Raw genomic sequence first — 21411 nt, forward strand, 5'->3', positions numbered from 1 at the left:
GGCGTCCGGCGAGAGAGGGTTGAACCGTGCTCGTTATCGTCGCCCCTGGACAGGGTGCCCAGACTCCCGGCTTCCTCAACCCCTGGCTCGAACTGGACGGCGCCGCCGACCGGCTGCGCCGGTGGTCGGCGACGGCCGGCCTCGACCTGGTGCACGCCGGCACCGAGGCCTCCGAGGAGGAGATCAAGGACACCGCCGTCGCGCAGCCGCTGCTGGTGGCCGCCGGCCTGGTGACCGCCGCGGCGCTGTTCCCGCAGGGCCTGGCCGGGCAGGTCGGCGCGGTGGCCGGCCACAGCGTCGGCGAGATCACCGCCGCGGCGCTGGCCGGGGTGCTCTCCGAGGAGGACGCGCTGGGCTTCGTCCGCGAGCGCAGCCTGGGCATGGCGGAGGCCGCCGCGGCGACCGCGACCGGCATGACCGCGGTGCTCGGCGGCGACCCGGAGACCGTGCTCGCCAAGCTCGCCGAGCACGGCGTGACCCCGGCGAACAACAACGGCGGCGGCCAGCTCGTCGCCGCCGGGACGCTGGAGCAGCTCGCCGCGCTGAAGGCGGACCCGCCGGCCGGGGCGCGGCTGATCCCGCTGAAGGTCGCGGGCGCCTTCCACACCTCGCACATGGCCCCGGGCGTGGCCCGGCTGGAGAAGCTGGCGCCGACCCTCACCGCCGCCGACCCGGCCGTCACCTACCTCTCGAACCGGGACGGCGAGGTGGTCGGCTCCGGCGCCGAGGTGCTCGCCCGCCTGGTCTCGCAGGTCTCCAACCCGGTCCGCTGGGACCTGTGCATGGAGACCCTGCAGCAGCTCGGCGCGACCGCCGTGATCGAGCTGTCCCCCGCCGGAACCCTCACCAACCTGGTCAAGCGCAACGTCAAGGGTGTCGCCACGCTGGCCCTGAAGACCCCTGCCGATCTCGACAAGGCCCGCGCGCTCGTGGCCGAGCACGGCAGCCAGGAGACGACCGCATGAGCGTGACCATCAAGCCGGCCACCGGCGCCCAGTACTCCCGCATCCACGGCGTGGGCGGCTACCGGCCGACCCGGGTGATCCCCAACTCCGAGGTCCTGAACTGGATCGACTCCTCGGACGAGTGGATCCGCACCCGTTCCGGCATCGCCGAGCGCCGCTGGGCGGGCCCGGAGGAGACGGTCGCCGAGATGTCGGTGCAGGCCGCCGGCAAGGCCGTCGCGATGGCCGGCATCCGGCCGGAGCAGATCGGCGGCGTCATCGTCGCCACCGTCTCGCACCTGAAGCAGACCCCGGCGATCGCCACCGAGATCGCCCAGCGGCTCGGCTGCGGCACCGCCCCGGCGTTCGACATCTCGGCCGCCTGCGCGGGCTTCGGCTACGGCCTGAGCCTGGCCAACGGCATGGTGCGCGGCGGCAGCGCCGAGTACGTGCTGGTGATCGGCGTGGAGCGGCTGTCCGACCTGACCGACGTCACCGACCGCTCGACCGCGTTCATCTTCGGCGACGGCGCGGGCGCCGCGATCGTCGGCCCGTCCGAGACCCCCGGCATCGGCAAGGTGATCTGGGGTTCGGACGGCTCGCAGGCCGAGGTGATCTCGCAGACCCAGGCCTGGGACACCGCGTTCGCCAAGCCGGACGCCGTCAACGGGCCCGGCGACGCCGAGCAGGGGGTCAAGTGGCCGGCCCTGCGGATGGAGGGCCAGACGGTCTTCCGCTGGGCGGTGTACGACATGGCGAAGGTCGCCGAGCAGGCCCTGGAGGCCGCCGGGATCACCGCCGACCAGCTGGGCGCGTTCATCCCGCACCAGGCGAACATGCGCATCATCGACGCCATGGTCAAGAAGCTGGACCTGCCCCCGAACGTCCCGGTAGCCCGCGACATCGCGGAGACCGGCAACACCTCCGCCGCCTCCATTCCGCTCGCCATGGAGCGGATGCTGGAGCGCGGCGAGGCCAAGAGCGGCGACCTGGCACTGATCATCGGCTTCGGTGCCGGTCTGGTCTACGCCGCCGCGGTCGTTACTCTCCCCTAGGCGTCTTTCCCCGCCACCCCCCTGGAAACCCGTGCCGGTCCGCCGGACCGGCACGGTCAACACCGAGAAGGAGCAGCCGATATGGCTACCCGCGAAGAGGTTCTCGAAGGTCTCGCCGAGATCGTGAACGAGATCGCCGGCATCCCGGTCGAGGACGTCGCGCTCGACAAGTCCTTCACCGACGACCTGGACGTCGACTCGCTGTCCATGGTCGAGGTCGTCGTCGCCGCCGAGGAGCGCTTCGGCGCGAAGATCCCGGACGACGAGGTCAAGAACCTCAAGACCGTCGGCGACGCGGTGGACTTCATCGTCGCCAACGTCTGACCTTCCGTCAGGCTCCCGGTCGGGGCGCGCCCGACGCGCCCCGACCGGCACCCTCCCCCTCCGGCCCCCCGGTCCTCCCCTCAGATGTGAGAGAAGAAGAACCAGTGACTGCTGAAAACCGCACCGTGGTCGTCACGGGTATCGGCGCCTTCACGCCGCTGGGCGGCGACGCCGCCACTTTCTGGGAGGGCCTGCTGGCCGGCAAGTCCGGGGTCCGCGCCCTCACCGAGGACTGGGCCGCCGAGCTGCCCGTCCGGATCGCCGCCCGGGTCGCGGTCGAGCCCGGCGAGATCCTGCCCCGCCCGCTGGCCCGCAAGCTGGACCGCTCGGCGCAGTTCGCGCTGATCGCCGCCCGCGAGGCCTGGAAGGACGCGGGCTACGAGGCCCCGGCCACCGACGAGGCCAACCCGCTGGCCCCCGAGCGCCTGGGCGCGGTCATCGCCTCCGGCATCGGCGGCGTCACCACCCTGCTCGACCAGTACGACGTGCTCAAGGAGCAGGGCGTCCGCAAGGTCTCCCCGCACACCGTCCCGATGCTGATGCCCAACTCCCCGGCGGCCAACGTCGGCCTGGAGGTCGGCGCCCGCGCGGGCGTGCACACCCCCGTCTCCGCCTGTGCCTCCGGCGCCGAGGCGATCGGCTACGCGATCGAGATGATCCGCACCGGCCGCGCCGACGTGGTGGTGGCCGGCGGCACCGAGGCCGCGGTGCACCCGCTGCCGATCGTCGCCTTCTCCAACATGATGGCGATGTCCAAGAACAACGACGACCCGCAGCACGCCTCCCGCCCGTACGACAAGGGCCGTGACGGCTTCGTGCTCGGCGAGGGCGCGGGCGTGGTCGTGCTGGAGTCCGCCGAGCACGCCGCCGCCCGCGGCGCCCGGGTCTACTGCGAGGCCGTCGGCCAGGGCCTGTCCTCGGACGCCCACCACATCGCCCAGCCCGAGCCGACCGGCGCCGGCGTGGCCCGCGCGATCGACGACCTGTTCGCCCGCAACGAGCTGGACAAGTCCGAGGTCGTGCACGTCAACGCGCACGCCACCTCGACCCCGCAGGGTGACACCGCCGAGATCAAGGCGCTGCGCCGCACCCTGGGTGAGCACCTCGACCACGTGGCGATCTCCGCCACCAAGTCGATGACCGGCCACCTGCTCGGCGGCGCCGGCGGCATCGAGACCGTCGCCACCGTGCTCGCCCTGTACAACCGGATCGCCCCGCCGACCGTCAACGTGGTCGACCTGGACGACGACATCGACGCCGACATCGTCCGCGACGAGGCCCGCAAGCTGCCGGTCGAGGGCCGCATCGCCGCCCTCAACAACTCCTTCGGCTTCGGCGGCCACAACGTGGTGCTGGCCTTCCGCACCGTCTGATCCCAGCGTCTGGTCCGACCGCCGGTCCGACCGCTGATCCGACCGCCCGTGAGGGGGGTGCGGGGGCCGAGGCCCCCGCACCCCCCTCACGCGTTCGCGTCCGTCACACCACCTGGTGCAGCCAGCGCACCGGCGCGCCCTCGCCCGCATACCGGAACGGCTCCAGCTCGTCGTCCCAGGGCTTGCCGAGCAGCCTGGCGATCTCCGTCTCCAGGTCGCCGCCCTCGCTGCGGGCGCGCAGCAGCACGGCGCGGAGCCGGTCCTCGGGGATCAGGATGTCGCCGTGGATGCCGGTGACGGCGTGGAAGACGCCGAGCGCGGGCGTGGAGGAGTACCGCTCGCCCTCCGCCGTGGCACAGGGCTCGCTGGTCACCTCGTAGCGCATCAACTGCCAGCCGCGCAGCGCGGAGGCGAGCTTGGAGGCGGTGCCGGGCTCCCCCTGCCAGGAGAGTTCGGACCGCCAGTGGCCGGGCGCGACCGGCTGCCTGATCCAGTCGAGGTTGACCCGCACGCCGAGCACGCCCGCGACCGCCCACTCGACGTGCGGGCACAGCGCGCGGGGCGCGGAGTGGATGTAGAGCACACCACGTGTCGTCACCGGGACCTCCTGGCTGTGGACGAGGGTCGCCTTCCCCAGCTGCCTCGTTCCGTCACCGGCGGTCCTGACCAGTGGCTACCCCGTGAAGCTCAACTTATTCGACATTAGGTCATCAAATCGATCAAAACGGACAAGCTTTCACCCCATGCTAGTCGGTTCCTCCGACAGGTCTACCCTCACAGCGCCCACCTCCCCCGAACGGCCGCATGCGCGCGCCCCCGCCGGGGATCGCGCTCCGGCGGGGGCGTGCTGACGGTGCGGGTGCTGACGGTGCGGGTGTTGACGGCCCAGCAGCCGACGCGGGGTCAGACCTTGACGACCATCTTCCCGGTGTTGGCGCCGCGCAACAGGCCGATGAAGGCTTCGGCGGCGTTCTCCACGCCCTCGACCACGGTCTCGTCGAAGCGCAGCGAGCCGTCCCGCAGCCAGCCGCCGACCTCGGCGAGGAACTGTCCGCGCAGCGCGGCGTGGTCGCCGACGAGCATGCCCTGCAGGCGCAGCCGCTTGCCGATGGCCAGCGCCAGGTTGCGCGGCCCGGCCGGGGCGGAGGTGTCGTTGTACTGGGCGATGGCGCCGCACAGGGTGACCCGGCCGTGCACGTTGAGCGCGCCGATCGCGGCCTCCAGGTGCTCGCCGCCGACGTTGTCGAAGTACACGTCGATGCCCCCGGGGGCGGCCTTCGCCAGTTGCTCCGCGACCGGGCCCGCCTTGTAGTCGAAGGCGGCGTCGAACCCGTACTCCTCGACCAGGGTGGCGACCTTCGCGGCGGAGCCGGCCGAGCCGACCACCCGCTCCGCGCCCTTGAGCCGGGCGATCTGGCCGACCAGCGAGCCGACCGCACCGGCCGCGCCGGAGACGAACACGGTGTCGCCCTCCCGGAACGAGGCGACCTCCAGCAGCCCGGCGTACGCGGTCAGCCCGGGCATCCCCAGGACGCCCAGGTAGGCGGAGAGCGGGGCGAGTTCCGGGTCCGCCTTCGCGGCGTGCGCGGCGTCCAGCGTGGCGTACTCGCGCCAGCCCAGCCCGTGCAGCACGGCGTCCCCGACCGCGAACCCCTCCGCCTCGGAGGCCACCACGTACCCGACCGCCCCGCCGTCCATCGGCGCCCCGAGCGCGTACGGCGGGACGTAGGACTTCACGTCGTTCATCCGGCCGCGCATGTACGGGTCGACGGAGAGGTAGGCGTTGCGCACCGTGATCTGCCCCGGGCCGGGGCGCCGAACGGAGGCCTCGACCAGCGCGAAGTCGGCCGGGACGGGCCAGCCCTGCGGGCGCGCCGCCAGGTGCCACTCGCGTCCGGTGGCGGGAACGTCCTGCTCTGCTGCCATCACACACTCCTCGGGATGAAATGTTCACCAGCTAAAGCAATCGTGCGAATGAAAAGTTCAGGTTGTCAAATGTTCAGCTAGAATCGGAAGCATGGCGGAGCAGGAGGAGCAGGTCATGGCGGAGGAGCAGACACCGACTGTCGACCCGATCACGCTGGAGGTCGTCGACCTGATGGCGCGCCTGGTCGGACTCTTCCACCGCGAGTACGAGGAGGCCGCGGCCGCCCGCTCGCTCACCGGCGCCCAGGCCAAGGTGCTGGCGCTGCTACGGCGCGGGCCGATGCCGATGCGGCACATCGCCCAGACGCTCTCCTGCGAGCCGTCCAACATCACCGGCATCGTCGACCGGCTGGAGGGGCGCGGCTTCGTCACCCGCGAGTCCGACCCGCAGGACCGCCGGGTCAAGCTGGTGGTCGCCACCGACGCCGGCCGCTCGGCCTCCAACGAACTGCGCGAGTCGCTGAACTTCGCCCGCGAGCCGCTGGCCGCCCTCGACGGCGACGAGCGCGGGCAACTGCGCGACCTGCTGCGGCGGATGCTCGACTCCACCGGCTCGGGTGCCGCCCCCGGCAGCGGCGCAGCCGACGCGAAGACCGGCTGAGCCGCCGTCAGCAGCACGCCGACACCTCTGCGCCAGCCCCCCACTCACCACCACCGGACACCTTCCGCCGCCTTTTTACTGCCTGTTCACCGCCTGCCCGCGGCCCGTCCACTGTGCATCCGCCATCCGTCCGCCGCGCCCGTGATGAGGCCGGGCGGGGCCGTCGGACCGGCCGGCCCGGCGGGGTCGAAAAAACTCCCGAAAAAAATGGTTCGCGTGTAACCATTCCGCGTACCGAACCGTCCAAGTATTGACGAGTGCCGATCCGCAGTGCGGCGGATCAGCCGAGTGCCTTCCCTCGGGCACCAGTTGCCGCTGCGCGCAGAGAGACCGCCGACCGATGACCGACGCCACGCAGAGACCCGCCTCGGCCCGCTCCCGCGGCCGCCGAATAGCCCGTGGCCTGGGGGCCACCGCTGCCGCACTCGTCGTCGCCGCCGCCGGGGCCGGCGCCTGGTACTACCAGCGGCTGGACCACAACATCACGACCTTCGCGCCCGAGGGCATCGCCTCCAGCCGCCCGCCGGTCGCCACGCCCGCGCCCACCGGCGGCGTCCCCGTCAACGTCCTGCTGCTCGGCTCCGACACCCGCGACGACGGCAACAGCTCGCTGGGCGGCGGCGACGAGGGCGTGGGCCACTCCGACACCGCGATCCTGCTGCACGTGTACGCCGACCACAAGCACGCCGTCGGCGTGTCGATACCGCGCGACACCCTGGTCACCATCCCGGCCTGCCTCCTGCAGGACGGCAAGTGGAGCAGCCAGCGGACCAACCAGATGTTCAACTCGGCCTTCACCGTGGGCGAGTTCAAGCAGGGCAACCCGGCCTGCACGCAGAACACCGTGGAGGCGCTGACCGGGCTGCGGATCGACCACACCCTGGTCGTCGACTTCAAGGGCTTCGCGGCCATCACCAGCGCCGTCGGCGGCGTCGACGTCTGCGTCCCCAACGACGTGGACTCCTACGGCATCCACCTCACCAAGGGCCGGCAGACCGTCTCCGGGCAGCAGGCGGTGGACTACGTCCGGGCCCGGCACGGCATCGGCGACAGCTCCGACATCGGCCGGATGCTCCGCCAGCAGGCGTTCATGTCCTCGCTGATCAAGAAGGTGCAGGGCAAGGGCTTCGACCTGACCACCCTGCTGCCGCTCGCCGACGCCGCCACCAAGTCGCTCACCGTCGACCCCGGGCTCGGCTCCCCCTACAAGCTGGCCGAGTTCGCCCAGTCGCTCCAGGACATCCAGCTCTCCGACATCCAGTTCGTCACCCTCCCCTGGCGCTTCCAGGGCGCGCGCGTCGCCGTGGTCGAGCCGGACGCGAGCATCCTGTGGAACCTGCTGCGCCAGGACCGCACCCTGGACGGCCGCGCCACCGACAGCGGCGCCACCCCGGGCGCGGGCACCGGCACCGGCACCGGGCCCAGCCCCGGCGCCTCCCCCTCCGCCACCGCCTCCGCCTCCAGCAGTGCCGACGCCGACGCCGCCCTGCTGAAGGTGCCCGTCACCGTGCACAACGCCGCCAAGTCGGGCGGCCTGGCCGGGCGCACCGCGCTCGCCCTGCGCGGCAACGGCTACACCGACATCACCATCGGCGCCAACACCGCGGCCCGCCGCACCACCCTGATCGAGTACGAGCCCTCCCGGCGGGCCGCCGCCGAACGCCTCGCCCAGCTCTACCCCGGCGCCGAACTCCGCTCCGGCGCCGTCGACGGCGTCGTCCTCACCCTCGGCCAGGACCGCGCCGACGCCGGCGCCCCCGACGTGCCGACCGGCGCCGAAGCCACCGGTACCGGCGCCTCCGCCAGCGCCCTCCCCTCCAGCATCCCGTCCGGGATCGCCGACAACACCCGGCCCGCCGACACCGACCTCTGCAACGACCTCAGCTTCGGCTGACCGTCCGCCGCCCGGTACCCCGGCCGGGCCGGGGGCCGGGCCGGGGGCCGGGCCGGGGGCCGGGCCGGGGGCCGGGCCGGGGGCCGGTGCAGGCGTACGAGTTGCTGCGGGCGGGCCTCACTGCTGCGGGTCGGGCACTCCCGTCACCACCACCGTCACCCGGCACCCGGCGAACTCGCCCGCCCGCAGCAGCCCGTACGCCGCCCACAGCGTCTTCGCCACGTACCGGCGCTCCACCGGCACCCCGTGCGTGGCCTGGAACCACCGGGCGAACCGTTCCAGCTCCGGCGGGACCTTCCCGTAGCCGCCGCCGTGCCAGCCGTGCACCAGCCGCCAGTTGGTGAACTCCCTTCCGTACCCGGCCCGGTGCAGGGCCGTCACCTCACCCTCCAGGTACCCCTCGCCGCGCAGCACCGCCACCCCGAGCGCCCGCGGGCCCGGCGGCAGGCCGGCGGCGATCCCGGCCAGCGTGCCGCCGGTGCCGACCGCGCAGCACACCACGTCCCGGGGGCCGAAGTCCGGCTGCTGGTCGGCGAGTTCACCGGCGATCACCGCGGCGCCGCGCACCGCCGGGCCGTTGGAGCCGCCCTCGGGCAGCACGTAGTAGCCCTCCCGCCGCTCCCGCCCGCCGGTGGCCACCTCCCGGTAGGCGGAGCGCTCGACGAACTCCAGCACCATGCCGTCCCGTTCGGCCCGGGCCAGCGACCAGTTGCGCGGCCGCCCGGCGAGTTCCGCGCCGCGGATCACGCCGACGCTCGCCAGCCCGAGCCCGTGCGCCGCGGCCGCCACCGCCCGCACGTGGGTGGAGTACGCCCCGCCGTAGGTGAGCAGCCCCCGGGCGCCCCCGGCGAGGGCCAGCTCCAGGTTCGGCGCGAGCTTGCGCCACTTGTTGCCGGGCACCGTCGGGTGCGCCAGGTCGTCCCGCTTGAGCCACAGCTCCGCCCCCGCCGCGGCGAACTCCGGGTCGTCGACCCTCGTCAGCGGCGTGGGCAGGGCGGCGGCAGGAAGCATCCGCCCACCCTAGGCCCTCGCCACCGAGCCCGGTCGGCCCCGGCCCCGGCCCCGGTCGGCTCCGGCCCCGGTCAGAGCACCGCCACCCCCAGTGGTCGCTGCCCGGCCTCCAGCCGGTGGGTGGCCCCGCTGTCGAGGTCGACCAGGGTGATGCCGTCCCAGTAGCCGTCCCGGGTAAAGCCGCCGGTGACGTACGCCGTCCGCCCGTCCGCTGACACCGCCACGTTCTCGTGCGGGGCACCGAGCGGGTAGACCCGTTCGCTGCCGTCCGGGTCGCGGACCGTCAGACTGGGGCCCCGGTCGGCGCGGGTGACCGGGCCGGAGCCGACCACCAGCAGCCGCCCGTCCAGCGTGACGGTGGCGCCGTGCTGGTGGGTGTCGGCGGTCATCGGCTCGGTCGACACCTGCCCGGTGACCGGGTCGACCACGGCCAGGCGCTCGCCCTCGAAGGGCAGCAGCAGCTTGCCGTCGCCCGGCCGGACCACCGCGTAGTGCGGTTTCAGCCAGGAGCCGAGCCCGCCCTCGGTGCCGTACGGCGCGACCTGGATCCGCCGGGTGGCCAGGCCGTCCGCCGCGACCACCGTCACGTCGAAGGAGTCGTGACCGGTCGCGTAGACCTCCCGACCGTCGGCCGAGACGTCCACGTCGAAGGGGCGGCGGCCGACCGGGGCCACCCCGGTGACCTCGCCCTTCGCGGTGTCGACGACCTCCAGCACGCCGGACCGGCCGGGCACGTTCACCCCGACGTACAGCCGGGTGCCGTCCGGCGACAGGGCCAGGCCCATGCCGCCGCCCCGGTACTCGCCCGTCCCCGGCGGGCCGGTGTCGGTGCGCAGCGCGACGGTGCGGACCAGCGTGCGCGCCCGGGTGTCGACCTCGGCGACACCCTCCGCGGTGCTCACCCAGGCCCGCCCCTCCGCCCCGACGGCCACCGCGTACGGCGCCGTGCCGACCCGTACCGAGCCGGTCGCCCCGCGCGCCGGATCGACGAAGGTGACGGTGTCCGCCCCGAAGTCGGCCACCAGCAGCGTCCCGGCCGGGGTGGGATCAGGGGCGGGCGCCGGGGCCGCTCCGGCGGCCTGCCCACCGGACGGGGCGGCCGGAGCGGGGACGGCGGACGCGGCGGCGGACGCCGTCGGCCGGGACGGAGCCGGGCGCCAGCGGGCTGCCGCCGCCCGGGTCGGCGCAGCCGGCCAGCAGCACGGCCAGCACCGGTGCGGCGGCCAGCAGCGGGCCGATGCGCCTGCGGCGGGTGCTCACGGAGTGCCTCCGCTCTCCCGGCCCGGGCCCTGCGGCCCGGGCGTGGTCTCGGTCTCTACTTCGGCCTTGGCCTCGGTCTCGGTCTCGGCCTCGCGGAGCAGGTCGGCCAGGGCGTCGAAGCCGCGCCGTTCGGCGTGCCGCAGCGCCGTCACGCCGTCGGCGTCGGCGAGCCGTGGGTCCGCCCCTGCGGCGAGCAGCAGCCGGACGACCTCGGTGTGCGCGCGGCCGCCGTCGCCGAGGATCACGGCCTCCAGCAGGGCCGTCCAGCCCAGCCGGTTGACGTGGTCGACCTCGATGCCGGTCTCCTCCAGCACGGCCCGTACGTAGGCGACGTGGCCGCGCTCGGCGGCGGGTATCAGGCTCACCCCGCCGAACCGGTTGGTCAGCCCGAAGTCCGGTCCGGCGGGCAGCAGGGCGCGCATCATCGGCACGCTGCCGGTGACGCCGGTGACCAGCCAGGGGCTGTCCTCCCGCTCGTCCTTGGCGTTCGGGTCCGCCCCGGCGGCGACCAGGAGTTCGGCGACGGGGACGTGGTCGGCGAGCGCGGCGAGCAGCAGCGCCGTCCGCCCGTGCGGATCGCGCGCCGCCGGGTCGGCGCCCTCCGCCAGGGCGGCCCGGGCGGCGTCGAGGTCTCCGGCGTGCGCGGCGGCGAGCAGGCGTTGGTCGATCGCGGTCATCACGGTCCTCCTCCTGAGGGACGGCAGGTACGGCACGGGGATGCCTCAACAGATGCGGGGGCGGCGGGCGGGGCGGGCGGTTCGGTGTCCTGACTCCATATTTGCCCCGCCCCCCACCGCACCTCGTCGGCGAACCGGCCAGACCCGGCGAGCGTTCCGGTGGACCCCGGCATCATCCGATCGGTGGATGCGCGACCGCCGCCACCCACGTTCTCGCAGCTCAGCGCCCCGCCTCGTCCCACCCCGCCCCGCCTCGTCCCATCCCGCCGCGTCCCGTCCCGGAGCAGAGGACCCGTCGCGAACCGGCCGGCGACTACCTCGCGGCCCGGAAACGCCGGGGGTGCGAGCCCGTCCGACACCCGCGATGGGTGCGGGCCCCACCGGCGGGACGGGCTGCGGTCAGCGCCGCTTCGCACTCCGCGGCGCCACGTCGCAGGGCTGCGCTCCGTCCGCTCGCGGGTGCTCCGCTGCCCGAGCATGCGGTTCAGCCGGGGTTCTTGACCCGCTTTCACCGGGATCGGCAGCCACCGGGCACCGCTCGATTCGGACCTCGGCCAGGGCCCGGCGGACACCGGGCGGGGCGGCTCCCGCAGGGACAGCTCCGGCGGTTGTTCCCAGGCCGTTCCCCCAGGAGGGGGAATTCGGCGGCCGGGACTGCGCCCGGGGGCCGGTCTTCCCCTATGCTCTGCGCGGGGGTTGAGGATTCTCGCTGGTCAGGGGGCCCGATCGGCTGACTCTCCGTCAGCGGCCGAGGTAGGGCGGGTGGGACTCGAACCCACGACCAAGGGATTATGAGTCCCCTGCTCTAACCGGCTGAGCTACCGCCCCCCGACTCGACCCGCCGGGGCCGACGATGCGGTCCTGGCAGCAGCAGACGGCCCCTCAGGGCCGCCCCCGGCAGCATAGCCGGTCGATCACCCGTGGTGCGCGCCGGGGGCGCATCCGGGTACGCACGGCCCGTCGCCCGTCCGCGCCGCCGATACCGCCCAGGTGGCGGGCACGGCGCCCGGCCCGGTGCGGCGCAGCGGCGGTGGCGGACCGCCCGTCGGCGGGTGAGGCTGGACCCCCAGGTCGGCGCGAGCGGGAGCGGGTGTCCGGGATGAAGCGGTCCTTGGGTGCGGGGGCGCTGGCGGTGTCCCTGGCCGTCGCGGCGACCGGCTGCGGCTCCTCCGGCGGCGGGGCCGCCGCGTCCGGCGCCGCCGCCTCGGCACCCTCGCCGGTCCCGGCCACGCTAACCTCCGGCACCGGGCCGCCCGCCGCGCACGGCTGGAGCCGGCAGCGCCTGCTCGCGGCGGTCGACCGGCCCCGGGGCACCACCCGGACCGCCGCGCCGACGCCGCTCGACAGCCGGGTCGGCGCGGTGTTCACGCACGGCCCGGACGGTGACCACTTCTGCACCGCCAGCGTGGTCGACAGCCCCGGCCGGAACCTGATCGTGACGGCGGCGCACTGCCTGGTCCAGCCGCGGATCGGCCGGACCCGCACCGACCTGGTGTTCGCCCCCGGCTACCGGAACGGTGACACCCCGTCGGGCGTCTGGCCGGTCGACGCGGTGACCGTCGACCCGGCCTGGCGCCGCGACGGCGACCCGGACGTGGACGTGGCCTTCGCGACCGTGCGGCCGCAGGACGGGCGGCAGGTGCAGGAGGTGCTGGGCGGCAACCGGCTCGGCACCGACCCGGGCCACGACCTGGAGGTGAAGGTCACCGGGTACCCGAGCACCGCGGACCAGCCGATCACCTGCAGCACCGTCGCCACCGAGCAGAGCCCCACCCAGCTGCGGATCGACTGCCCCGGCTACACCGGCGGCACCAGCGGCAGCCCCTGGGTCACCCGGCTCGACCCCGGGACCCGCACCGGCACCGTGGTCGGCGTGATCGGCGGCTACCAGGAGGGCGGCGACAGCGCCGACACCTCCTACAGCAGCTACTTCGGCGAACGGGTCCGGGCGCTCTACGCGCAGGCCTCCGGCGGCTCGTGACCCCGCGTCAGCGCCCCCGCCGGGCCCCGGGCCGGGCCGCGTCCCGGCTGCTCGCGGGCGGCCCGGGGAGGGCGGTTGCCCGGCCCGCGCGGGCCCTGGTAGATCTTGCTGCGACCGCCGTCCGGCATCCCGGGCGGGCCGCCGAACGGAAGCGAGCGACGGTGCCGCGCACCACCCCCGGGCCGGGCCGCCCGTTCCGGGCCACCGCCGCCGCGGCCGCCGCGCTGGCCCTGCTGCCGGCCCTGTCCGGCTGCAGGCTCCGCCGGGACGGCCGGCGGCGCGCCGGAACGGGCCTCCGCCGTCCCCGCCCCGGCCGGCCCGGCCACCGACCGGATCGGCGCGCTGTTCGTCGACGGCCCCGACGGCGCCCGGGCCTGCACCGCCGGGGTGGTGCACAGCCCCGGCCGGAACCTGCTGGTCACCGCCGCCCACTGCGCGGCGCCCGACGGCGTCCGGCTGGACGGCCTGGTGTTCGCCCCCGGCTACCGGAACGGCCTGACCCCGCACGGCGTCTGGCAGGTCACCGGGGTGACCGTCGCCCCCGGCTGGGAGGACGGGCAGGACGAGGACGACGACGTGGCCTTCCTCGCCGTCGCCCCGCTCGACGGCCGACAGGTCGAGGACGCGGTGGGCGCCGACGCGTTCGCCGCCGACCTCGGCCCGGGGCAGGAGGTCACCGTCACCGGCTACCCGAACGAGGACGACGCCCCGATCACCTGCCGGGCCCGCACCTCGGCGCACGGCGCCACCCAGCAGCGCTTCGACTGCGCCGGGTTCACCAACGGCACCAGCGGCAGCCCGTGGGTCACCGACGCGGGCCGGGTCATCGGGGTGATAGGGGGTTACCAGGAGGGCGGCGACACCGCCGACACCTCGTACAGCGTGGCCTTCGACGCGCACGTCGCCGAGCTGTACCGGCAGGCCACCGGCTGAGGACGCCGGGCCCGGGAGGCATGAAGGGCGCGGGAGGCATGAAGGGCCGGCGGAAACACGAGGGGCCGGGGAAACACGAAGGCCCCCGGGAGAACCGGGGGCCTTCGTTCTGTACCGATCACCGCGACTGCCGGTGAAGCTCCCCCAATTGGACTCGAACCAATAACCTGCCGATTAACAGTCGGCTGCTCTGCCAATTGAGCTATGGGGGACCGCGCTCCTCCAATTGGACTCGAACCAATAACCTGCCGATTAACAGTCGGCTGCTCTGCCAATTGAGCTATGGAGGATCGTACTTCCGCCACGACCGCCCCGGTGTCCGGATCACTCCAGACCTGCGGCGCTCGCTGCGGGACATACATTAGCGCACTCAGGGGGGTGTTCCGCCAATCGCTTTGCCCGGCGCCCTCCCCCACCTCGGGGGCCGGTCCCCGCGGCGGGCCGGTCCGGCGCGCCCCGCGCGCGCCCCGGGGCGCGGACGGGGATGCTGGTGCACGGCGGCTCCGGCTGGCCCGGACCCGCCACCGGCGGGGTGGTTCACGGCCCGGCCGGACGGGTAGACGCGGCACACAATCGCGCGGCGACGAAGGGTGGAACCAGGGCATGTGGAAGGTGTCGTTGTTGGTGGGTCTCGGGATCGGGTACGTCCTCGGCACCCGGGCCGGGCGCGAGCGCTACGAGCAGTTGGCCGGCGCGGCCCGGCACGTGCGGGACAACCCGCGGGTGCAGGACGCGGCGGAGAAGGCCAAGCAGCAGGCCGGCGCGGTGGCCGGGAAGGCCGCCGGGGCGGTCGCCGACAAGGTCGGCGAGAAGCTGCCGAACGCGCTGACCGAGCGCGTCCCGTACTTCGCCAAGCAGCACGGCGAGGACGACGGCTGGGGCACCGTACGCCCCTGAGGCGTGGAGCCCCGTTGAGCTGGGGCGGACGGTCGTCGGACGGGGTGGTTCCGGTACCGACTGGGCAACACTTGCGGCAGTCGGCCCCGCCCCGGCCGTCGACTGCGGCATGATCTCGGCATGGCCATCGTCGCGGGCATCGACAGCTCCACCACTCGCACCCGGATCGTCGCGTGCGACGCCGACACCGGCGCCGTGCTCCGGCAGGGCCGGGCCACGCACCCGCTGCCGGAGGGCGAGGACGCCCGGAGCACCGAGGTCGACCCGCAGAACTGGCTGCACTCGCTGGGCGACGCCGCCGCCGGAGGCCTGCTGGAGGGCGTCCGGGCGATCGGGGTGTCCGCCCAGCAGCACGGCCTGATCGGGCTGGACGCCGGCGGCGTGCTGGTGCGGCCCGCCCTGCTGTGGAACGACCCCCGCTCGGCGGGTTCGGCGGCCGCGCTGCTGGACGCGCTGGGCGGGCCGCAGCCCTGGGTGGAGGCGATCGGCGCGGTGCCGGGCCCCACCTACACCATCGCCAAGCTGCGCTGGCTGGCCGAGTTCGAACCGGTGTCGGCGCAGCGGATCGCCGAGGTGCTGCTGCCGCACGACTGGCTGGTCTCCCAGCTGCTGGGCGGGCCCAAGCGGCGCACCACGGACCGCGGCGACGCCTCCGGCACCGGCTACTGGTCGCCGGTCACCGGCGAGTACCGGCAGGACCTGATCAAGCTGGCGCTCGGCCACGAGCTGGGCGTCCCGAACGTGCTCGGCCCGGCCGAGCCCGCCGGGCACACCCCCGAGGGGCTGCTGATCTCGGCCGGCACCGGGGAGAACATGGCGGCCTCGCTGGGCCTGGGCCTGGGCCTGGGCGACGCGGTGGTGTCGCTGGGCGGCAACGGGACGATCTTCGCGGTGCACGACCGGGCGGTGGTCGACCCGTCCGGCCTGGTCTCCTCGTTCGCGGACGCCACCGGCCGGCACCTGCCGATGGTGGCCACCCTGAACGCCGCGCAGGTGCTGCGCTCCACCGCCGCGATGCTCGGCACCGACCTGGCGGGCCTGTCCGAGCTGGCCCTGCAGTCCTCGCCCGGCGCGTACGGCATGGTGTTCCTGCCCTACCTGGACGGCGAGCGGACGCCGAAGCTGCCGCACGCGGCGGGCACCCTGACCGGGCTGCGGGCGGAGTCGATGGCGCCGCAGCACGTGGCGCGGGCCGCCGTCGAGGGCATGCTGTGCAACCTGGCGGAGGCGCTGGACGTGCTGCGCGGGCACGGGGTGGCGGTGAACCGGGTGTTCCTGCTGGGGACGGCCGGGCGGCTGCCCGCCGTGCGGCAGATCGCGCCGCAGCTGTTCGGGCTGCCCGTGGTGGTGCCCCCGCCGGGCGGCGACCACGCGGCGCGCGGCGCGGCCCGGCAGGCCGCCTGGGCGCTCGCCGGAACGCCCGAGCCCCCGCACTGGGAGCTGCCCGACCTGACGGTGCTCGCCCCCGAGCAGGAGCACGACCTGGCGGTCGGCAGCGCGGTGCGCCAGCAGTTCGCGGCGCTGCGCGAGCAGTACCACCCGGAGACCGCCGCGTCCTGACCGCCCGCGTCCTGACCGCCCGTGCCCTGACCGCCCGCGTCCTGACCGCTCGCGGGTGCGCGTGCGGGGCGAGCGGGCCGGTGCCACCGTGGAGGTTCCACGAGTGGAGGGACGTTCCGCCATGGCGTTGCACAAGGGGAAGAAGGACGGGGAGCGGCGGGTGCCGTTCAGTCCGCTGAACGTACTGACCGACCCGCTGGGCGCGATGCAGCAGGCCCCGCCGCTGCACCAGCTCCCCCGGGTGCCGATCCCGCCGTCCGTCGCGTACCAGCTGATCCGCGACGAACTGATGCTGGACGGCAACGCCAAGCTCAACCTGGCGACCTTCGTGACCACGCAGATGGACGAGTACGCGGACCGGCTGATGTCCGAGTGCCGCGACAAGAACATGATCGACAAGGACGAGTACCCGCAGACCGCCGAGCTGGAGCGGCGCTGCGTGGCGATCCTCGCCGACCTGTGGCACGCGCCCGACCCGGCCGCGGCGGTGGGCTGCTCGACCACCGGCTCCAGCGAGGCGTGCATGCTCGCCGGCATGGCGCTCAAGCGCCGCTGGATGGCCCGCAACGCCGACCGGTACGCGGCCGGGGCGCGGCCCAACCTGGTGATGGGCGTCAACGTGCAGGTCTGCTGGGAGAAGTTCTGCAACTTCTGGGAGGTCGAGGCGCGGCTGGTCCCGATGGAGGGCGACCGCTTCCACCTGGACGCCGAGCAGGCGGTGGCGCACTGCGACGAGAACACCATCGGCGTGGTCGGCATCCTCGGCTCCACCTTCGACGGCTCGTACGAGCCGATCGCCGAGATCTGCGCCGCCCTGGACGGGTTCCAGCAGCGCACCGGCCTGGACGTGCCGGTGCACGTGGACGGGGCGTCCGGCGGCATGGTCGCGCCGTTCCTGGACCCGGACCTGGTGTGGGACTTCCGGCTGCCCCGGGTGGCCTCGATCAACACCAGCGGCCACAAGTACGGCCTGGTGTACCCCGGCGTCGGCTGGGCGCTGTGGCGGGACGGCGAGGCGCTGCCCGAGGAGCTGGTGTTTCGGGTCAACTACCTGGGCGGCGAGATGCCGACCTTCGCGCTGAACTTCTCCCGGCCGGGCTCGGAGGTGGTCGCCCAGTACTACTCCTTCCTGCGGCTCGGGTTCAGCGGGTACCACGCGATCCAGCAGGCCTGCCGGGACGTCGCCGGGTACCTGGCGGCGGAGGTCGAGAAGCTCGGACCGTTCCGGCTGATCACCCGGGGCGACGAGCTGCCGGTGTTCGCGTTCACCACCGTGGACGACTGCCCGTTCGACGTGTTCGACGTCTCCCGGCGGCTGCGCGAACGCGGCTGGCAGGTCCCCGCGTACACCTTCCCGGAGAATCGGACCGACCTGGCGGTGCTGCGGGTGGTGTGCCGCAACGGGTTCACCCGGGACCTGGCAGACCTGCTGCTGGCCGACCTGGAGCGGCTGCTGCCCGAGCTGCGGCAGCAGCCCGCGCCGCTCAGCGAGCTGGGGATGCCCAGGCGCAGCGGGTTCCACCACTGAAGGCCGGACGGGGCTCCGCGGCTCAGTCCAGGTAGCCGCGGAGCTGGTCGGCGAAGGCGTGGTCGCGGAGCTTGCCGAGCGTCTTGGCCTCGATCTGCCGGATCCGCTCCCTGGTCACCCCGAACAGGTGGCCGATCTCCTCCAGGGTGCGCGGGCGGCCGTCGTCGAGGCCGTAGCGGAGCTGGACCACCTGCCGCTCGCGCTCGCCCAGGGTGGCCAGCACCGCCTCCAGGTGCTCGCGCAGCAGCAGGAAGGAGGCGCTCTCGGCCGGTGAGGCGGCGTCGGCGTCCTCGATCAGGTCGCCGAGCGCGACGTCGTCCTCCTCGCCGACCGGGGTGTGCAGCGAGACCGGTTCCTGGGCCAGTTTGAGGACCTCCCGGACCCGCTCCGGCGTCAGCTGCAGCACCTTGCCGACCTCGGCCGGCGTCGGCTCGACGCCGCGCTCCTGCAGCAGCGAGCGCTGCACCCGCAGCACCCGGTTGATCAGCTCCACCACGTGCACCGGGACCCGGATGGTGCGGGCCTGGTCGGCGAGGGCCCGGCTCATCGCCTGGCGTATCCACCAGGTGGCGTAGGTGGAGAACTTGTAGCCGCGCGCGTAGTCGAACTTCTCCACCGCCCGGATCAGGCCCAGGTTGCCCTCCTGCACCAGGTCGAGCAGGGTCAGGCCGCGCCCGACGTAGCGCTTGGCGACCGAGACGACCAGCCGCAGGTTGGCCTCGATCAGGCGGCGCTTGGCGATCCGGCCGAGCACCACCAGCCGGTCCAGGTCGCCGAGCAGGCGCTCGTCGGCGGCCGGGACGCGGGCCATCGCCTCCTCCGCGAACAGTCCGGCCTCGATGGCCCGGGCCAGCTCCACCTCCTCGACGGCGGTCAGCAGCCGGATCCGGCCGATCTCGCGCAGGTACTGGCGCAGCAGGTCGGCGGCCGGGCCGGTGCCCTCGTCCAGCGCGGGCTCCGGCGGCTCCTCGGCGAGCTCCTCGGCGGTGGGCTCGGCCTCGGCGGGCTCGGCCTCCGTGGTGTCGGCCTCGGCGGCGGGCTCTGGGGCGGCGGTGTCGGCCTGCTGGACTCCGGTCTGTTGCGCGTCGGCCGGCCGTGCGTCGGCCTGCCGGGTGGGGGCCGGTTCGGTGCCCGGCCGGGCGGGGGTGCGTTCGATGCCGGACGGGCCGGTCTGGGGCGGGATCGCGGCGTCCCGGACGGGGGCGGTCTGGGGCGGGCGGGCAACGGAAAGCTCCACGGGCATCCCTCCAGGGGCCGCGCGCGGCATGGGGGTTGCCGCGCCACACCCCAGGAGATACCCAGCCCGGCGGGCCCGGGCACCTGCGGGCGGCCGCGAGGTGGCCGGACGGCACCCGGCGGGCCCACCGGTGCCACGAGTTGACGGCGGGTCAGGAACGGTCCGGCAGCGCTGCGGGGGGCGGGTCAGAGCGCGGCCGCGCCGCGGGAGCGGAGCTGCTGCCCGTACTGCTGCAGGGCCCACAGCTCGCTCTGCACGGGGTGCTGCTCCTCCGCGGTGGCGCGGTCGCCGAGCCGGCGCAGGTGGGCGCGGACCTCGTCGATCCGGCGGTCCACGGCCTGCAGGCGCAGCTTGACCAGGAACTCCCCCGCGTAGATCTGGTCGGCCTTGCGGCGGGAGCGGATCGGTTCGACGGTCAGTTCGGTGACCAGGCCGCGCACCTGGTCGTCCGGGCTGGCCTCGCGGACGGCGGCGGTGAAGTCGGGCAGGCTCGCGCCGTACGCGGTGCCGCCGGCCTGGCCGACGGCGCGGCGGACGGCCCGGTACGGCGGGGTGGGGAACTCGTCCTCGCCGTACTGGTCGAAGGCCGGGCTGACCAGGTCGGGGTGCTGGAGGGCGAGCTTGAGCAGTTCGCGCTCCACGAACTGGGCCGGGTCGCGCGGGTTGAGCCGGAAGACCGGCCGCTCGGGACGGGCCGGCGGCTGGGCGGCGTCCGGGCGGCGCAGCGTGCGCTGCTGGCCGTTCTGCTGGTTCTCGCGCTGCCAGCGGGCCAGCTGGGCGATCCGGTTGACCACGAAGCGCTCGTCCAGGATGCCGACCATGCCGGCCAGTTGGACGGCGTACTCGTGCTGGATCGAGCGGTCCTTGATCTTGACGATGATCCCGGCGGCCTCCTCCAGGGCGGCGGCCCGGCCCTCCGCGGTGTCCACCCGGTGGCGGGCGACGGCCGAGCGGAGCGCGAACTCGAACAGCGGGACGGGGTTGTCCACCAGGGTGCGGACCGCCTCGTCGCCCTGGGCCAGGCGCAGTTCGCACGGGTCCATGCCGCCGGGGGTGATGGCGATGGAGGTGCGGGCGGCGAACTTCTGGTCGTCCTCGAAGGCGCGCAGGGCGGCCTTCTGGCCGGCCGCGTCGCCGTCGAAGGTGAAGACCGTCTCGCCGCGGTAGCCCGCGGTGGAGGTGGTGTCCATCAGCAGCCGACGGATGATCTTGATGTGGTCCTCGCCGAAGGCGGTGCCGCAGGTGGCCACCGCCGTGGTGACGCCCGCCAGGTGACAGGCCATCACGTCGGTGTAGCCCTCGACCACCACGGCCCGGCCGGACTTGGCGATCTCCTTGCGGGCCAGGTCGATGCCGTACAGGACGTTCGACTTCTTGTAGATCGGCGTCTCGGGGGTGTTCAGGTACTTCGGACCGTTGTCGTCCTCGCGCAGCCGGCGCGCGCCGAAGCCGACCACGTCGCCCGCGCTGTCCCGGATCGGCCAGACCAGGCGGCCCCGGAAGCGGTCGATCAGGCCGCCGCGCTGGCCCTGCGAGGCCAGGCCGCCGACCGAGATCTCCTTGTCGGTGAAGCCGCGGCCGCGCAGGAAGCGCACCAGGTGCTCCCAGCCGGCCGGGGCGTAGCCCACCCCGAAGTGCTTGGCGGCCGCCTCGTCGAAGCCCCGCTCGGCCAGGAAGCGGCGGCCGATCTCCGCCTCGGGCGTGGCCAGTTGCTCCTGGAACCAGGCGGAGGCCACCTTGTGCGCCTCGACCAGCCTGGTCCGCTCGCCCTGCTGGTGGCGCGGGCTGTAGCCGCCCTCCTCGTAGCGCAGGGTGACGCCCGCCTGGGCGGCCATCCGCTCGACCGCCTCCGCGAACGAGCAGTGCTCGATCTTCATCAGGAAGGTGATCGTGTCGCCGGACTCGCCGCAGCCGAAGCAGTGGAAGACGCCCTTGCCCGGGTGGACGTAGAAGGAGGCCGACTTCTCGTCGTGGAACGGGCAGACGCCCTTCAGCTGCGCGCCGCCACCGGCCGCCAGCTGCACGTAGTCGCCGACCACGGCGTCGATCGGCAGGGCGGCACGCACCGCCTGCACATCCTCGTCCCTGATCCGACCGGCCACCGGGAAAGTCTACGGGAGCGGGTGTGACAGTCCGGGGCCCGCCGGTCCGGAAGCCGGTCGGCGCGGGGGCCGGGCCGGGCGTCGGCCGGTTCGCGCGGGGGCCGGCCC

The 21411-nt window shown here is 74.3% G+C and carries 18 protein-coding genes, 3 tRNA genes and 1 pseudogene; 11 read left to right on the top strand and 11 right to left on the bottom strand.

The features are described 5' to 3' along the window. Window positions 1–26 precede the first annotated feature (26 nt). The 4 genes from HUT16_RS10655 to fabF all read left to right on the top strand — a co-directional run bounded on the left by HUT16_RS10655 (window position 27) and on the right by fabF (window position 3696). A complete protein-coding gene (locus HUT16_RS10655; RefSeq protein ID WP_176187715.1) occupies window positions 27–965 on the top strand; it encodes an ACP S-malonyltransferase in 939 nt (312 codons plus the stop codon). Then, entirely contained in the window at window positions 962–1999 is a 1038-nt protein-coding gene (locus tag HUT16_RS10660; RefSeq protein WP_176187717.1) for a beta-ketoacyl-ACP synthase III, read from the top strand. The genes HUT16_RS10655 and HUT16_RS10660 overlap by 4 nt, the downstream gene beginning before the upstream one ends. Window positions 2000–2080: 81 nt before the next feature. After that, window positions 2081–2323, top strand: coding sequence for an acyl carrier protein (locus HUT16_RS10665; RefSeq protein ID WP_033222346.1), 243 nt, complete (start codon window positions 2081–2083; stop codon window positions 2321–2323). A gap of 104 nt (window positions 2324–2427) precedes the next feature. Continuing rightward, on the top strand, window positions 2428–3696 hold the full coding sequence (fabF, locus tag HUT16_RS10670) for a beta-ketoacyl-ACP synthase II (protein WP_176187719.1): 1269 nt from the start codon (window positions 2428–2430) through the stop codon (window positions 3694–3696). A gap of 103 nt (window positions 3697–3799) precedes the next feature. Here fabF and HUT16_RS10675 read toward each other — a convergent pair whose 3' ends face one another. Together HUT16_RS10675 and HUT16_RS10680 are read right to left on the bottom strand one after the other, a co-directional pair. Then, complete coding sequence (locus HUT16_RS10675) at window positions 3800–4294, bottom strand: DUF3145 domain-containing protein (RefSeq protein ID WP_176187721.1); 495 nt, start codon at window positions 4292–4294, stop codon at window positions 3800–3802. 305 nt (window positions 4295–4599) lie between these two features. Next, on the bottom strand, window positions 4600–5622 hold the full coding sequence (locus HUT16_RS10680; RefSeq protein ID WP_176187722.1) for an NADP-dependent oxidoreductase: 1023 nt from the start codon (window positions 5620–5622) through the stop codon (window positions 4600–4602). Window positions 5623–5713: 91 nt separating this feature from the next. On the opposite strand from HUT16_RS10680, the gene HUT16_RS10685 reads away from it, so the two are divergent. Both HUT16_RS10685 and HUT16_RS10690 read left to right on the top strand, forming a co-directional pair. Further along, window positions 5714–6223: a MarR family winged helix-turn-helix transcriptional regulator gene (locus HUT16_RS10685; RefSeq protein ID WP_254897748.1), complete on the top strand. Its 510-nt coding sequence runs from the start codon at window positions 5714–5716 to the stop codon at window positions 6221–6223. A 340-nt stretch (window positions 6224–6563) separates the two neighbouring features. After that, complete coding sequence (locus tag HUT16_RS10690; RefSeq protein ID WP_176187724.1) at window positions 6564–8117, top strand: LCP family protein; 1554 nt, start codon at window positions 6564–6566, stop codon at window positions 8115–8117. A gap of 117 nt (window positions 8118–8234) precedes the next feature. On the opposite strand, the gene HUT16_RS10695 is transcribed toward HUT16_RS10690, so the two are convergent. The 5 genes and pseudogenes from HUT16_RS10695 to HUT16_RS10710 all read right to left on the bottom strand — a co-directional run bounded on the left by HUT16_RS10695 (window position 8235) and on the right by HUT16_RS10710 (window position 11893). Continuing rightward, window positions 8235–9128 carry a 1-aminocyclopropane-1-carboxylate deaminase/D-cysteine desulfhydrase gene (locus tag HUT16_RS10695; protein ID WP_176187725.1) on the bottom strand — a complete coding sequence of 298 codons (894 nt, stop codon included), beginning with the start codon at window positions 9126–9128 and terminating at the stop codon, window positions 8235–8237. A 71-nt stretch (window positions 9129–9199) separates the two neighbouring features. After that, window positions 9200–10198 (bottom strand): annotated as a pseudogene (locus HUT16_RS10700) (YncE family protein); the annotation flags it as partial. Further along, window positions 10176–10388: a hypothetical protein gene (locus tag HUT16_RS38085; RefSeq protein ID WP_254897749.1), complete on the bottom strand. Its 213-nt coding sequence runs from the start codon at window positions 10386–10388 to the stop codon at window positions 10176–10178. The gene HUT16_RS38085 and the pseudogene HUT16_RS10700, both read right to left, overlap by 23 nt. After that, window positions 10385–11065: an ankyrin repeat domain-containing protein gene (locus HUT16_RS10705; protein WP_176187727.1), complete on the bottom strand. Its 681-nt coding sequence runs from the start codon at window positions 11063–11065 to the stop codon at window positions 10385–10387. Before HUT16_RS10705 ends, HUT16_RS38085 begins: the two co-directional genes overlap by 4 nt. 754 nt (window positions 11066–11819) lie before the next feature. Continuing rightward, window positions 11820–11893: transfer RNA gene (locus tag HUT16_RS10710), tRNA-Ile, on the bottom strand. Window positions 11894–12164: 271 nt separating this feature from the next. Between HUT16_RS10710 and HUT16_RS10715 the strand changes: the two genes are divergently transcribed. Both HUT16_RS10715 and HUT16_RS10720 read left to right on the top strand, forming a co-directional pair. Beyond that, window positions 12165–13046, top strand: coding sequence for a serine protease (locus HUT16_RS10715; protein WP_176187729.1), 882 nt, complete (start codon window positions 12165–12167; stop codon window positions 13044–13046). Window positions 13047–13433: 387 nt separating this feature from the next. Then, the gene (locus tag HUT16_RS10720; protein ID WP_254897750.1) at window positions 13434–13979 is read left to right on the top strand and encodes a serine protease; all 546 of its coding nucleotides are present in this window, start codon (window positions 13434–13436) and stop codon (window positions 13977–13979) included. Window positions 13980–14118: 139 nt separating this feature from the next. On the opposite strand, the gene HUT16_RS10725 is transcribed toward HUT16_RS10720, so the two are convergent. Continuing rightward, a tRNA-Asn gene (locus HUT16_RS10725) sits at window positions 14119–14191 on the bottom strand. Between the two features lie 5 nt (window positions 14192–14196). After that, window positions 14197–14269 (bottom strand) — tRNA-Asn (locus tag HUT16_RS10730). Between the two features lie 334 nt (window positions 14270–14603). Between HUT16_RS10730 and HUT16_RS10735 the strand changes: the two genes are divergently transcribed. The 3 genes from HUT16_RS10735 to HUT16_RS10745 all read left to right on the top strand — a co-directional run bounded on the left by HUT16_RS10735 (window position 14604) and on the right by HUT16_RS10745 (window position 17964). Continuing rightward, a complete protein-coding gene (locus HUT16_RS10735) occupies window positions 14604–14876 on the top strand; it encodes a hypothetical protein (RefSeq protein ID WP_254897751.1) in 273 nt (90 codons plus the stop codon). A gap of 120 nt (window positions 14877–14996) precedes the next feature. Next, window positions 14997–16436 (top strand): FGGY family carbohydrate kinase, encoded by a 1440-nt coding sequence (locus HUT16_RS10740; protein ID WP_176187731.1) that lies wholly within the window; start codon window positions 14997–14999, stop codon window positions 16434–16436. A gap of 121 nt (window positions 16437–16557) precedes the next feature. Beyond that, a complete protein-coding gene (locus tag HUT16_RS10745; RefSeq protein ID WP_176187733.1) occupies window positions 16558–17964 on the top strand; it encodes a glutamate decarboxylase in 1407 nt (468 codons plus the stop codon). 22 nt (window positions 17965–17986) lie between these two features. On the opposite strand, the gene HUT16_RS10750 is transcribed toward HUT16_RS10745, so the two are convergent. Further along, the gene (locus tag HUT16_RS10750) at window positions 17987–19207 is read right to left on the bottom strand and encodes an RNA polymerase sigma factor (protein WP_176187735.1); all 1221 of its coding nucleotides are present in this window, start codon (window positions 19205–19207) and stop codon (window positions 17987–17989) included. A 179-nt stretch (window positions 19208–19386) separates the two neighbouring features. After that, a complete protein-coding gene (gene dnaG / locus HUT16_RS10755; protein WP_176187737.1) occupies window positions 19387–21303 on the bottom strand; it encodes a DNA primase in 1917 nt (638 codons plus the stop codon). Window positions 21304–21411: the final 108 nt, after the last annotated feature.

This window comes from Kitasatospora sp. NA04385, assembly GCF_013364235.1.
GTDB lineage: Bacteria > Actinomycetota > Actinomycetes > Streptomycetales > Streptomycetaceae > Kitasatospora.